The sequence below is a fragment of the Achromobacter sp. CF-sbj1-Ac2-l genome, assembly GCF_052698165.1.
The window spans coordinates 1,696,989-1,709,719 of sequence record NZ_CP199855.1 but is presented as its reverse complement, the minus strand read 5'-3'; the positions used below and the strand labels follow the sequence as shown (position 1 = coordinate 1,709,719).

At 65.2% G+C, this 12,731-nt stretch carries 14 protein-coding genes and 1 tRNA gene; 5 read left to right on the top strand and 10 right to left on the bottom strand.

Annotated elements, in window-relative coordinates; genetic code table 11:
- The first annotated feature begins 238 nt into the window (after positions 1–238).
- Positions 239–1,900: an MFS transporter gene (locus ACUDCK_RS07820; RefSeq protein WP_054501371.1), complete on the top strand. Its 1,662-nt coding sequence runs from the start codon at positions 239–241 to the stop codon at positions 1,898–1,900.
- Positions 1,901–2,300: 400 nt separating this feature from the next.
- Here ACUDCK_RS07820 and ACUDCK_RS07815 read toward each other — a convergent pair whose 3' ends face one another.
- Positions 2,301–2,510 carry a hypothetical protein gene (locus ACUDCK_RS07815; RefSeq protein ID WP_006388393.1) on the bottom strand — a complete coding sequence of 70 codons (210 nt, stop codon included), beginning with the start codon at positions 2,508–2,510 and terminating at the stop codon, positions 2,301–2,303.
- 151 nt (positions 2,511–2,661) lie between these two features.
- Between ACUDCK_RS07815 and ACUDCK_RS07810 the strand changes: the two genes are divergently transcribed.
- Positions 2,662–3,561, top strand: a complete 900-nt coding sequence (locus tag ACUDCK_RS07810) for a recombination-associated protein RdgC (RefSeq protein ID WP_006393742.1) — start codon at positions 2,662–2,664, stop codon at positions 3,559–3,561.
- A gap of 97 nt (positions 3,562–3,658) precedes the next feature.
- Here the strand turns inward: ACUDCK_RS07810 and ACUDCK_RS07805 are convergent, their stop codons facing one another.
- The 5 genes from ACUDCK_RS07805 to ACUDCK_RS07785 all read right to left on the bottom strand — a co-directional run bounded on the left by ACUDCK_RS07805 (position 3,659) and on the right by ACUDCK_RS07785 (position 7,697).
- Positions 3,659–5,071: a diguanylate cyclase gene (locus ACUDCK_RS07805; RefSeq protein ID WP_175168288.1), complete on the bottom strand. Its 1,413-nt coding sequence runs from the start codon at positions 5,069–5,071 to the stop codon at positions 3,659–3,661.
- 131 nt (positions 5,072–5,202) lie between these two features.
- Entirely contained in the window at positions 5,203–6,495 is a 1,293-nt protein-coding gene (locus tag ACUDCK_RS07800; protein WP_054501374.1) for an aspartate carbamoyltransferase, read from the bottom strand.
- A 101-nt stretch (positions 6,496–6,596) separates the two neighbouring features.
- Positions 6,597–7,010: a hypothetical protein gene (locus tag ACUDCK_RS07795; protein ID WP_054501375.1), complete on the bottom strand. Its 414-nt coding sequence runs from the start codon at positions 7,008–7,010 to the stop codon at positions 6,597–6,599.
- Positions 7,010–7,435 (bottom strand): BPTD_2524 family lipoprotein, encoded by a 426-nt coding sequence (locus ACUDCK_RS07790; RefSeq protein ID WP_054501376.1) that lies wholly within the window; start codon positions 7,433–7,435, stop codon positions 7,010–7,012. Before ACUDCK_RS07790 ends, ACUDCK_RS07795 begins: the two co-directional genes overlap by 1 nt.
- A gap of 130 nt (positions 7,436–7,565) precedes the next feature.
- The gene (locus tag ACUDCK_RS07785; RefSeq protein ID WP_006388387.1) at positions 7,566–7,697 is read right to left on the bottom strand and encodes an entericidin A/B family lipoprotein; all 132 of its coding nucleotides are present in this window, start codon (positions 7,695–7,697) and stop codon (positions 7,566–7,568) included.
- 124 nt (positions 7,698–7,821) lie between these two features.
- On the opposite strand from ACUDCK_RS07785, the gene ACUDCK_RS07780 reads away from it, so the two are divergent.
- Entirely contained in the window at positions 7,822–8,181 is a 360-nt protein-coding gene (locus ACUDCK_RS07780) for a hypothetical protein (protein WP_054501377.1), read from the top strand.
- Between the two features lie 61 nt (positions 8,182–8,242).
- Complete coding sequence (locus ACUDCK_RS07775) at positions 8,243–8,644, top strand: hypothetical protein (RefSeq protein WP_175168289.1); 402 nt, start codon at positions 8,243–8,245, stop codon at positions 8,642–8,644.
- Here ACUDCK_RS07775 and ACUDCK_RS07770 read toward each other — a convergent pair.
- On the bottom strand, positions 8,626–9,936 hold the full coding sequence (locus ACUDCK_RS07770) for a TIGR03862 family flavoprotein (RefSeq protein WP_175168290.1): 1,311 nt from the start codon (positions 9,934–9,936) through the stop codon (positions 8,626–8,628). The genes ACUDCK_RS07775 and ACUDCK_RS07770 overlap by 19 nt on opposite strands.
- 164 nt (positions 9,937–10,100) lie before the next feature.
- Here ACUDCK_RS07770 and ACUDCK_RS07765 point away from each other — a divergent pair.
- Positions 10,101–11,446, top strand: a protein-coding gene (locus ACUDCK_RS07765) for an IS3 family transposase (RefSeq protein WP_374700840.1) whose coding sequence is annotated in 2 segments (ribosomal slippage) — positions 10,101–10,565 and positions 10,568–11,446 — 1,344 coding nt in all. Because the reading frame shifts where the segments join, the coding sequence is not laid out codon by codon here.
- A gap of 139 nt (positions 11,447–11,585) precedes the next feature.
- Here the strand turns inward: ACUDCK_RS07765 and ACUDCK_RS07760 are convergent.
- The 3 genes from ACUDCK_RS07760 to ACUDCK_RS07750 all read right to left on the bottom strand — a co-directional run bounded on the left by ACUDCK_RS07760 (position 11,586) and on the right by ACUDCK_RS07750 (position 12,622).
- The gene (locus ACUDCK_RS07760; protein WP_054501380.1) at positions 11,586–11,930 is read right to left on the bottom strand and encodes a hypothetical protein; all 345 of its coding nucleotides are present in this window, start codon (positions 11,928–11,930) and stop codon (positions 11,586–11,588) included.
- Positions 11,931–12,144: 214 nt separating this feature from the next.
- Positions 12,145–12,221: transfer RNA gene (locus ACUDCK_RS07755), tRNA-Met, on the bottom strand.
- Between the two features lie 20 nt (positions 12,222–12,241).
- Positions 12,242–12,622, bottom strand: a complete 381-nt coding sequence (locus ACUDCK_RS07750; RefSeq protein WP_144654920.1) for a hypothetical protein — start codon at positions 12,620–12,622, stop codon at positions 12,242–12,244.
- Between the last annotated feature and the right edge of the window lie 109 nt (positions 12,623–12,731).

Genomic DNA, 12,731 nt, shown 5'->3' with positions numbered 1-12,731 from the left:
GCGCCGCGCTTGCCGCCACGCAAGTTCCCCGCTCCGTCCCTAGGACTATCCCTAGCCCTCCCAGGGAATTTTACTTTTTGTTTCAAATTTAAGATTCAGGTAAGGGTTCCGTCAGAACCTCGTCAGCCTCGCGCCCCAACCTTGCGATAGCTCGATGTCGGCCCCGCCGGCGGAGGGTCAAGCACGGCGGAAAACCGCCGGCCAGAAAAATCGAGGAGACATCATGAGCACAACTACCATGGCAGGTCGCGGCCCATCCGCGGATCCGCGCCCGATGACCAAGGATGAACGCCGTGTCATCTTTGCCTCGTCGCTGGGCACGGTGTTCGAGTGGTACGACTTTTATCTGTACGGTTCGCTGGCCGCGATCATCGCCCAGCACTTCTTCTCCGGCGTGAACCCGACCGCGGGCTTCATCTTCGCGCTGCTGGCCTTCGCCGCCGGCTTCGCGGTGCGTCCGTTCGGCGCGCTGGTGTTCGGCCGACTGGGCGACCTGGTCGGACGTAAATACACCTTCCTGGTCACCATCGTGCTGATGGGCCTGTCCACCTTCCTGGTGGGCGTGCTGCCCAGCTATGCCAGCATCGGCATCGCCGCGCCCGCCATCCTGATCATTCTGCGCCTGCTGCAAGGCCTGGCGCTGGGCGGTGAATACGGTGGCGCCGCGACCTACGTCGCGGAACACGCGCCGCATGGCCGCCGCGGCTTCTACACCTCCTGGATCCAGACCACCGCGACGCTGGGCCTGTTCCTGTCGCTGCTGGTGATCCTGGGCATCCGCTCGTTCATGGGCGAGGACGACTTCAAGGCCTGGGGCTGGCGCATTCCGTTCCTGATCTCGGTCGTGCTGCTGGGCATCTCGGTGTGGATCCGCCTGCAGTTGAACGAATCGCCGACCTTCAAGCGCATGAAGGAAGAAGGCAAGGGTTCGAAGGCGCCGATCGCCGAATCGTTCGGCCAGTGGAAGAACCTGAAGGTGGTACTGCTGGCGCTGCTGGGCCTGACCGCCGGCCAGGCCGTGGTCTGGTACACGGGCCAGTTCTACGCGCTGTTCTTCCTGACGCAGACGCTCAAGGTGGACGCCAACACCGCCAACATCATGATCGCCATCGCGCTGCTGATCGGCACGCCTTTCTTCGTGATCTTCGGCGCGCTGTCGGACAAGATCGGCCGCAAGCCCATCATCATGGCGGGCTGCCTGATCGCCGCCGCGACCTACTTCCCGATCTTCCAGGGCATCACGCACTTCGCCAACCCCGCGCTGGAAAAGGCGCAGGCCACCGCCCCGGTCACCGTCATCGCCGATCCGACCACCTGCTCGTTCCAGTTCAACCCGGTGGGCACCGCCTCGTTCACCAGTTCGTGCGACGTGGTCAAGTCGTTCATGGCGCGCAATTCGGTGAACTACAAGAACGAAGCGGCTCCGGCCGGCTCGGTCGCCAAGGTCAAGATCGGCAGCGACGAGTTCGCCTCGTTCGACGGCAAGGGCATGGCGCCGGCCGACTTCAAGGCCAAGGCCGCCGAACTCGACAAGGCCCTGACCGCCGCCATCCGCAGCCACGGCTACCCCGCCAAGGCGGACCCGGCGCAAAGCAACAACGTCATGGTCGTCGTGCTGCTGACCATCCTGGTGATCTACGTGACCATGGTCTACGGCCCGATCGCGGCAATGCTGGTGGAAATGTTCCCGACCCGCATCCGCTACACCTCGATGAGCCTGCCCTATCACATCGGCAACGGCTGGTTCGGCGGCTTCCTGCCCCCGGTCGCCTTCGCCGTGGTGGCCGCCACCGGCAACATCTACGACGGCCTGTGGTACCCGATCATCATTGCGGTGATGACCCTGGTCATCGGCACGCTCTTCGTGCGCGAAACCAAGGACAACGACATCAACGCCTAACGACCATCCCCCGCCGGGCGGGACTGCTGCGCCTGCCCGGCCTTTCAAAAGCTCCCCTGGGAGCTTTTTTTTTGCGCTCGCGCCGGCAGGAAGACCTGATACGGTCTGACGTCTGCTCGATTCAGGACCCTGTCAGACCCTCACCGTTAGACTGGCGCTTCAGATTACGGCCTTGCGCCTCTTCGCCCGGCGATTGATCCCCCTGCCAGGCGATTGCAGGGCCAGTGTTCTGACACCGATACCGCGTTCCCCGCGAGCCTTTTATGACGCGGTATTGTGTGCTCCCGTACCGGCCCGGCCTCTATTGAGCCGGGCCGCTTTTTTTGTCCGGGCGCGTTCCGTGCGCGCAAGAAAAAGGCGGCCTCGCTTCGGCCGCCCGGGCACTGCGCGGGGCCGCGCCTCAGCGGCGCATGCCCACCCCGATGACCAGCACGCCGGCCACGATCGCAGCAATCCCTGCCCACATCGGAATCGGCACGGACTTCTCGGTCTCGGCCGTGGCCTTGACCGAACCGACCTGCAGCACGGTTTCCTCGGACTTGTAGCTGAAGCCCTTATACGCCAGGGCGGCGATGCCCAACACGATCAGGATGGCGCCGACAATCTTCATGCTTCTTCTCCTATTGCACAGGGGTGACGCGGACATTACCGCAAGGCTGCCCCCCTGTCAGTGACAGAACGTGTCGCCTGCCCCCATCGTATTGCACCGCCGCGGCAAAGCGGCCCGCGTCGTATAGAATCAACCCTTTTGGCCGACGCTCATGTGGTTCAAGAATCTCAAGATTTACCGTCTCTCCTCGCCGTGGACGCTGACCGGCGAGCAGCTTGAAGAAACGCTTGCGCGGCATGCCTACCAAGCCGGCAACAACCTCGAAATGCAAAGCCTGGGCTGGGTTCCGCCGCGCGAAAACGGCGGGCTGGCGCACGTCGTCGGCGGGCAGATCCTGCTGAACCTGCGCGCCGAGAAGAAGCTGCTGCCCAGCACCGTGGTCAACCAGGTCGCCAAGGCGCGCGCCCAGGAGATCGAAGAACAGCAAGGCTACAAGCCGGGCCGCAAGCAGATGAAGGAAATCAAGGAGCGCGTCACCGACGAGCTGCTGCCGCGCGCCTTCAGCGTGTACCGCGACACCCGCGTGTGGATCGACCCGCAGAATCACTGGCTGGTGATCGACGCCGCCGCCTCGGCCAAGGCCGACGAAGTCATCGGCCTCTTGGCCAAGTGCGTGGATCCGTTCCCGCTCGAAAACCTGTACGTGGCCCAATCGCCCGCCTCGGCCATGACCGGCTGGCTGGCCGAGGACGAGGCGCCGAGCAACTTCAGCATCGACCAGGACACCGAACTGCGTTCGTCCGGCGAAAGCGGCGCGGCCATCCGCTACGTCAAGCACTCCATCGACGCCGACGACGTGCGCAGGCACATCCAGTCGGGCAAGCAATGCACCCGCCTGGCCATGACCTGGGCCGATCGCATTTCGTTCGTGCTGACCGAAGGCCTGGACGTCAAGCGCGTCGCGCCGCTGGACGTGCTCAAGGAAGGCAACGACACCGTCGCCACCAATGACGACGAAAAATTCGACTCCGACATGATGCTGATGACGGGCGAGCTGGCCAAGATGCTGGCCGAGCTGGTCGACGCGCTGGGCGGTGAAAAGAAGATCTGAGCCCCGCGCTCCGGCTTCACCGCGAAAGGCCGCTCCTGGGGAAGCGGCCTTTTTCATGGCGCGGCGGGACGGCGGCTGGCAAGCCGCGCAACCGCCGTCAGGCAGCGACGCTGCGATCGCGGCCCGACTGCTTGGCCTGGTAGAGCGCCTTGTCGGCGCGGTCGATCAGATAGGCGTAGTCCGGATGCCCATCGAAGGCCGCCACGCCGATGCTGGCGGTGATGCGCAAAGCGCCCACTTCCGGAATCATGAAGGCGTGCCGGCGGATCTCGGCGCCCAGTTTCTCGGCCACCAGCAGGGCCGCGTCGCGCGCCGTGTCCACCAGCACCACCAGGAATTCCTCGCCGCCGTATCGAAACACGAAGTCACTCGAACGACAGGATTGATGCACCACCTCGGCGAACTGCCGCAGCACCTGGTCGCCGCCCGCGTGGCCATGCTGGTCGTTGACCGCCTTGAAGTGGTCGATATCCAGCAGCAGCACCGAGAACGTCGAGCGCTCGCGCGTGGCGATCAGGATCTCGCGGCCGATCACCGACGGCAGGAAGCGGCGGTTGAGCACGTTGGTGAGCGGATCGCTGCCGCTTTCGATCTCGGCCACCATGTCGAACAGGCCGTTGAGCAGGTGCTTGATGAGCGCCACCAGTTCCTGCAATTCGCGCACCTGGTCCGGCAGCGACGCCGGGCCGCATTGCAGCAGGCCGGGCAGCACCACGTCGTCCAGCCGTTCAACCGCCTCGGTAATCTGCCGCAGCGCCGGCGCACTCTCGAACAGCACGCCACCCTTGTGCTGCAGCCACAGGCCGAACTCGGAGGCTGCCAGGCGCGGCAACACCTGCTCCGGCGCGCGATAGTGCAGGCCGATCAGCACCGCCTGGCTCCATTCGAGCAGGGCGGCGCGCTGGCGCTCGCGCTCGGTGGAAATGTTCTGGCCCAACGCGAACAGCCGATAGGCCTCGTCATTGCGGGCGCCGCGGTTGATGTCGCGCATGAAGGCGCGGCTCATCTGCTCGATCGCCAGGTCGAACAGATTGCAGACGTACTGCGTCGCGACCGAGGCCGCCACGCCGTCCAGGTCGCTGGCGCGCAGGCGCATTGCGATTTCGTTTTTCAGGATGCGGGCGCCGGCCATCACCAGGTGGATCGGGATGTGCACGCGCGCATGCACCTCTCCCACCTTCTTCTGTACCGCCATCAGCGCCGCGATGTCGCCCTGCTCGCGTACGCACAGCAGGCCCTTGAGCCAGCCCTTCATGCCCTTGTGCAGGCGGGTGGCGACAATTTCGTGCGACAGGCGCGGGCCGGCCTCGGCATCGGCCAGCAGGGTGGAATAAAAGGCGTCGACCAGCTCGTCGGCGCTGTCGGACACTACCGCCGCGACCTGGCCGCGGGTATAGGCATCGACCGACGAATAGACCGCCTGCCAGGCCTGGGCATTGGACGCGCTCAGGTAGCACGCCTGCCCGGCGGGATCAGGAGAAGACGGGACTGTGCGACTGCTCGAAGACATAAGACCATCCGACCGAAGATTCCATGGCGTGTCTCGGAGCGACACGCGACAGGAAAAACCAGCGCGGATTATGCTTGAAATCGCCGGCGTCGGCCGTCATGACGGCCGCGCCCCGCTGCCTCGCGAACGCCTTACTCCAGGCCGTGGAACACCGAGTCGTCCGGGCCGATATGCGACGGGTGCTGCCAGGTGACATCGCGCAGCGAGTGTTGCACCAGCCCTTCCACGCCCAGCAGCACCGCGAAGATGGCCATGCGGATGGGGATCCCGTTGTCGGTCTGGCGGAAGATCGCCAGGCGCGGATCATGGTTCAGGTCCACGCTCAGGTCGTTGGCGCCCGGCCGGCTGTCGCGCGGCAGCGGGTGCATGACGATGGTGTCCGGGCCGCAATACGCGTCGATGATGGCGCGGTTGATCTGGAAGTCCGGCGTGTAGCCCTCGTTCTCTTCGTTGGCAAAGCGCTCTTTCTGCACCCGCGTCGCGTAGATCACGTCGGCACCCGCCAGGCCTTCGGCCAGCGAGGTCTTCTGCTCGATGATGTTGCCGTTGCGGCTGGCCTGCTCGATGATGTAGGCGGGCATTTCGAGCCCCTTGGGCGACACCAGCGAGAACTTGACGTTCTTGTACAGCGCCATCAGCTTGATCAGCGAATGCACCGTGCGGCCGTACTTCAGGTCGCCGACCATGGCGATGTGCGCGCCGTCGAGCAGCTTGCCCAGGCGCGAGAACTCGGTGAGGATGGTGTACAGGTCCAGCAGTGCCTGGCTCGGGTGCTCGCCGGGGCCATCGCCGCCGTTGACCACCGGGATGTTGGTGGCGCGCGCGAATTCGGCCACCGAACCCTGGTCGGGATGGCGGATCACCATCGCATCGACGTAGCCGCTCATGACGCGGCTGGTGTCGTAGATGGACTCGCCCTTGGCCATCGACGAGAAGGTGAAGCCGGTGGTGTCGCAGACCGAGCCGCCCAGGCGGCAGAAGGCCGAGCCGAAGCTGACTCGGGTGCGCGTGCTGGCCTCGAAGAACAGGTTGCCCAGCACCGCGCCTTCCAGTACGCGCGACACTTTCTGGCGGCGCGCGATGGGCTGCATCATGTCGGCCACGCGGAACAGGTCTTCGACCGATTCGCGCGTGAACTGGTCCACCGACAGCAACTGGTTCTTGCCCTCGACCGCGATCCGCTCACGCAGCGGGCCATCTTGTACGCTTTGCGTATATTTTTCGAGCAGCACGCCGTTTTGCACGATCTCGCTGACGAAACGCTGCACCACTTCCGGCATCGCGCGGAACTCCTGCGAGCCCTCCGGCAGCAGCCAGGTATCAAGCGCGCGGCGTTTGACGCCGATTCGGGTCGCGAACACGTCGCGCGTGAGATTCAGGCGGCGCATCGCATCGCGCAGGAAAGCTTGCTGGGAAATGGTCATGACAGGTCCCGAAGAAAGGGGTTGTATACGCACTGCGCATATTATTCCCAACGCAAGTGCATGTCCAACACTTTTGCGCACACGGGTTTACCCTCGAAATCTCAGCGTCGAGCGTAGGTTGTCATCTGCGACGCGGCATCCGTCGTGCCCTGCCCCGTCGCCAGCCAGCAGCCGGCGCAGAACGCCAGGGCGCTGACGAGGTAGCAGAGCATGGCCAGCACCTGCGCCGGCAGGTGCGCCCGGGTCACATGGCCGGTGTAGCCCTGGCGCAACAGGCTTACCTGCGCCAGGTAGGCGAACAAGACCCCGAGGCAGGCCAGCAGCAGCCCGGCCAGCAACAGCAGCAGCGGCAATTGCAGGTCGGGCGCGGCGATATCGCCCCCGACGATGCCCAGCGAGAACGCCGCAAGCCCCAGCGCGGCGCCGCCGTTCAGCCACCCCAGGAAGCGGAACGCGCCGGCCAGCAGCGCGAACGGCAGGCCGGCGGCGCGCAACTGCCGGGCGCGCGGGTCCATTAGTCTTCCTTGCGGCAGACCGGCGTGGCGGTCTGGATGGAGGTGCGCGCGGCGGCGATCTCGGCCGCGTTCCAGCGGCCCTGCCCTAGCACGGTCACGGTGACCTTGGCCTTGGCCGGGCCGTCGGCCTCGGCGGAAATCAGTTCGAGGATCTTGGCGGTTTCCCCCACCTTGTAGACCTGGACTTCGTCCGGCGCGCCTTTCTCGCCAAGGACATGCTTCCAGGCATACGCCACGTTGTACGGATGCTGCACGTTCACATGGCAGGTGCGCACGTATTCGCCGGCGCGGCGGAACGCCGCCTGGTAGTTGGTATCCACGCTGAAGGTTTCCTTCAGCACGGTATCGGCCTCGTAAACGCCCGTGCTGGCGCAACCGCCCAGCAACGCCATCAACGTGACACCCACCCATACAGACTTGCGCATGATTCTTCCTGCCATCGGATTCGGATTCCCGCGATTATGCCAGCGGCCGCAAAAAGGCCACGCCCGAAATGTCGCGACATTTCTGCGTGGCCCTGGCCGCGCCCGGGGGCGCGAGGAACGCCCGGCACCCTTATTTGGTCGCGGCGCCCTCGATCTTCTCGCCGCCGCGCTGGATATCCTTGCCCGCGCCGGCCACGGTATTGCACCCCGCCGACATGGCGGCAATCGAAAGCAGCATGACGAGAATCACTTTGTTCTTCATGGGCATCTCCTTGTCGAGGCGTGAAAACCGCAGCCAGCATACCGCAAAGACCACCGTTTGCGCAGGGTTCGCCCCTCCCCCGTACGCCTGTCGCGTATTTGGCGGCAATGGATTAGGATGCGCTATGAACAAGAAACACGTATCGGAAAACGCGGGCGGCACGCCCCAGGCATGGGGCTGGGAACAGCCGCAATGCCGCGGGCAGGCTGCGCTGGCGCTCTTCATCGACGATCTGCACCGCATTCTGCAGAATTACACCGCCGGCAGGTTGGCCGCCAGCGGCTCGCTGGCCGACGCCCAGGAACAGGTCGACCAGTTGCTGGCGCGATACAACGAGATCGCCGCCGCCCCCGAGATTTTCCTGGGCCAATCGGTCCAGCTCAAGGAGGGCGTCGATCGCAGTGGCGTCTCGCACACCGTACCTATTTTTTCCGCGCGCCTGAAGCAGTCCCTGGTCGCGATGCTTGGACAAAGACCCGGCTGACCCATCTCCGGCGCGCGCCTGCCGCCGGCCAGAACCGCTCCAAAGAGAGGGAGACCGAAGCATGAATACAGACAATGTCGTGGAGTTTCTCCGCCTGCTGTCGCTCGATGTCTCGCTGGGCGCGGCCGCCCAGCACGCCGCGAGCCAGGCGGATGCGCCTCTGGCGTTGGCCCGCCTGGCCACCGCGCACGGCTTGCCTTGCAGCGCCTCCGACTGGTCGATGTTCACCCGCGACTGCCTCGATGCCGCCGACAGCGCCGAAAGCGAAACCTTCTCGGGCGACGCCAGGATCTGGCAGTTGGTGCAGGACCCGGGCCAGGGCACCAGCATGCCGGCCAGCGCCATCACCCGCGTCATCGGCATCGCCACGCAACCCGACGGCCCGACCGTCGTCGGCCATGTCGTCAACGATCTGGCGCCGCGTCCAGCCCAGGGCTCCTCGCCCTATCCCGACAGTTCCTGATCCGGCGCGCCGACCATTGCCAGAAACGCCGCCACGCCGTTGGCGGCCACCACCCCGCTGGCCATGCACGCGGTCAGCAGGTAACCGCCGGTCGGCGCTTCCCAATCCAGCATTTCCCCTGCGCAGAACACGCCCGGCGCCTGGCGCAACATCAGGCCGGGCTCGAGCGCGTCGAACGCCACGCCGCCGGCGGTGCTGATGGCCTCGTCCATCGGACGGGCACGCACCAGCGTGAGCGGCAGGGCCTTGATCAGCCGGCCCAGGCGCGCCGCGTCGCGGAAATCGTCGGCGCCGGCGCACTCGCGCAGCAGGCCGGCCTTGACGCCGGTCAGCCCCAGCCGGCTCTGAAGGTGGCTGGACATCGAGCGCGCGCCGCGCGGATGCGTCACGGCCTGCAGCACCCGTTCCTGCGTCCAACCCGGCGCCAGGTCGAGCAAGGCGACCGCCTGCCCGGCCGCCTCGATGCGGTCGCGCAGCGGCGCCGACAACGCGTAGACCAGGCTGCCCTCGATGCCGTGTTCCGTCACGACGAACTCGCCCTTGCGGGCCGGTCCCGGTCCCGCCTCTCCCACGCAACGCAGCGTGACGGACTTGACTGGCTGGCCGGCGTGGCGCTGGCGGAAGTGTTCGGACCACGCCACCTCGAAGCCGCAATTGGCCGCGCGCAGCGGCGCCGTGGCGATCCCGTGCGCCGCCAGTCCGGGCAGCCAGGCGCCATCCGACCCCAGCTTTGCCCAACTACCGCCGCCCAGGGCCAGCACCACCGCATCGGCCGCGCAGGCGCGCAAGCCATCGGGCGTGTCGAAGCGCAGGTCGGCGGCGCCCGGCGCCCGGTCCGGCGGCCACCCGAGCCAGCGATGGCGCATATGGAAACGCACGCCGCTGGCGCGCAGGCGCGCCAGCCAGGCGCGCAACAGCGGCGCCGCCTTCATTTCGGCGGGAAAGACGCGGCCCGACGAACCGACGAAGGTCTCGATCCCGAGCTGGGCCGCCCATTCCCGCAAGCCATCGGCGTCCAGCGCGCGCAGCCAGGGCGCGATCTGCGCCGCGCGTTCGCCATAGCGCGCCAGGAACGGCGCCGCGGCCTCGCTGTGGGTCAGGTTCAAGCCGCCACGTCCGGCCATGAGGAACTTGCGGCCGACCGACGGCATCGCGTCGTACACGTCGACCTGCATCCCCCGCGCGGCCAACCCTTCGGCCGCCATCAGGCCGGCCGGCCCGCCGCCGATAACGGCCACGCGCTTGGCGGATGGACTCAGGGCGCCCGGGGGCGGATACGGGTTGGAATGCATGGCGGCGGAATTCGGAAAAGCCAGGGCGGGACGGGCCGCCGGGGCTGCGATTGTCGCACGCGGCGGCGCCCCCTCCGGCCGCCGTCCCAGCCGGATGAAAAAAAGCCCCGCATTGAACTGACCCCCGAAAGTTGGATATTGATCCGACCTTCGGGGGTTTTTACATGGCGAAGTATGAAGAGCAATTCAAGATCAAAGTGGTGCAGGCGTACCTGCAAGGCACGGACGGCTTCAAATCGGTGGCGCGCCGATACGAAGTGCCGCACTCAATGGTGCGGCGCTGGGTCGGGAGTTTTCGAGCGCATGGCGTTAACGGGTTGCGCAGGCAATCTGGCTCGTACAGCGCGGCCTTCAAACAATCGGTGCTGATCAAGATCCGGCGCGAAGGTCTGTCGGACACGCAGGCAGCGGTGTTGCTGGGGATTCGTCATACAGGGCACATTACGAAATGGCGCGCCCAGTATGATGCTGGGGGTATAGAGGCGCTGGCGCGCAAGCGCCGAGGAGCAAGCATGCCGCATAAGTACCCCCCAGAGCCGGTGTCCAAGGACATGACCAAGGAAGAACTCGAGCAAGAGCTGGCCTATCTGCGCGCGGAGAACGATTACCTAAAAAAAATGAAGGCCTTGATCGAAGCGGAGAAGACCCGGGCGCTGGTTGGAAAGCGCAAGTGGTCCAAGGATTAAGGCCCAAGCATCCGCTGGCACTACTGCTACGCGTCGCCAAGCTGTCGCGCAGCACGTTTTATTACCACCTGAAGTCGTTCGGAGCCGTGGACCCGTACGCCGAGCTCAAGCAGCGCATCAGCGCGGTCTACGCCCGTCACAAGGGCCGCTACGGCTACCGCCGGATTACGGCGGTCTTGCGCCAGGCCGGTGAGCTAGTGAACCACAAGACCGTGCAGAAGCTGATGCAGGCGCTAGGCTTGAAGTCGCTGGTGCGCGCCAAGAAGTACCGGTCCTACCGAGGCCAATCACACCACGTGGCGGCCAACGTGTTGGCGCGCGACTTCGAGGCGGCGCGTCCGAACCAAAAGTGGGTCACCGATGTGACCGAGTTCAACGTACGTGGCGAGAAGCTGTACCTGTCGCCGGTGATGGACCTATACAACGGCGAGATCGTGGCCTACGAGACCAGCCGCCGGCCGGTGTTCAAGCTCGTGGGCAGCATGCTGAAGAAGGCGCTGGCGCGGCTGCTGCCGACGGAGCGTCCAGTGCTGCACTCCGATCAGGGCTGGCAGTACCAGCAGCAGAACTACAGGCGGATGCTGGCAGATAGATCGGTGACGCAAAGCATGTCACGCAAGGGAAACTGCCTGGACAATGCCGCTATGGAAAGCTTCTTCGGCACGCTCAAGGCTGAGTTCTTCCACTTGAATCGCTTCGAAAGCATCGAGCAGTTGCAAGCCGGCATTCGACAGTACATCCGTTACTACAATCACGATCGCATCAAGCTCAAGCTAAAAGGCCTGAGCCCGGTGCAATACCGAGCTCAGGCCTTCGGGCTTTAGCTGACTGTCCAACTTCTGGGGGTCAGTTCACATGGGGCATTTTTTCATCGCAACGGCCAAGCCATTGATATTGCGGCGATATTGCGACATGCGCAACGCCTATCCCAAGGCTTGTCCACAGCCGCTGTGGGTAACTGCGCTAAGCGTTGCCAGCGGCCTGCATCGGCCCGGACCAGGGTTCGGCATCGAGCTGGAAGCGCAATTCCTGGAACTCGCCGTCAACAGCGACCGAGCGCAGCAGACCCGACCCCAGCGCCTGTCCCATCGCGCGGCGGCACAGGGTTTCGGGATCGTCCGGCAACGACTGGAACACGCCATCGGGAATGCGCAGCCGCAGCAGCGCCTGGGGATCGCCGCGTTCAGCGGGCCGCCCGATGTGGATGTGAGCCGGATAGCCGTGCGGGCACCAGATGCCCACGTGGTACTTGCCTTCGCTGCCGGTATCGGCGACATAGCCGGGATGATCGTATTTTGCCGTGCCCATGGCCCCTCCTCGTGTGCGGCGGACTCGCGCGCTTGAGCCATGGTAGCGCAGCGTCCGCCGCCTGTCCGGACCCGTGACCCCGGGAAACTCCGGACTGGAACGCCGGCTTGATGCAGGGCAAGCGGGGACGAAAAAAGAGGTAAACCACGCCGGACACGGGCGCCCGGAAAAACAAAAAGCCTTGATTTCGGCATGAAATCAAGGCTTCGAAAGCTGGTTGCGGGGGCAGGATTTGAACCTACGACCTTCGGGTTATGAGCCCGACGAGCTGCCAGACTGCTCCACCCCGCGTCTGATGTGTGAATCATACATCATTTTGAAATCTTGTGCAGCGCACCCAGCGCATTGGGCGGATTATTTTTGCTCTCCGCGCCAAAAAAACCCGTTGCGAAGGCCGCGACGCGCGCCAGCAGGCCGGGCGGATCCAGACAGATCGCCTGCGCGTGGCCGACCGCCGTCAGCATCAAGGGACCGCCTTCCGGCAGACGATGGCTTTCGCCCGCGTTCAGACGCATCGACGGCGGCAAATAGCGGCCTGGCGGCATATCCGAGCGATACGGCGGCTCGGCCACCATCAGGCCGCCGCTGACGCAGACGATGAGCGCGCCACCGCGCAGGCGCACCTGGCGGCTGGCGCCGGGCAGCAGATCAATATGTTGCGAACGCGTTTCGGGGGCGGAAAACAGGGCCATGGGAATCTCCAATCTGACCCCCTCAGACTACGTCCGCCCTGTTTTGCGCAACAGCCACACAATCCCTCTTTCTGTACCGATGCAGCCTCTCGATTTCGACCCTGTTATG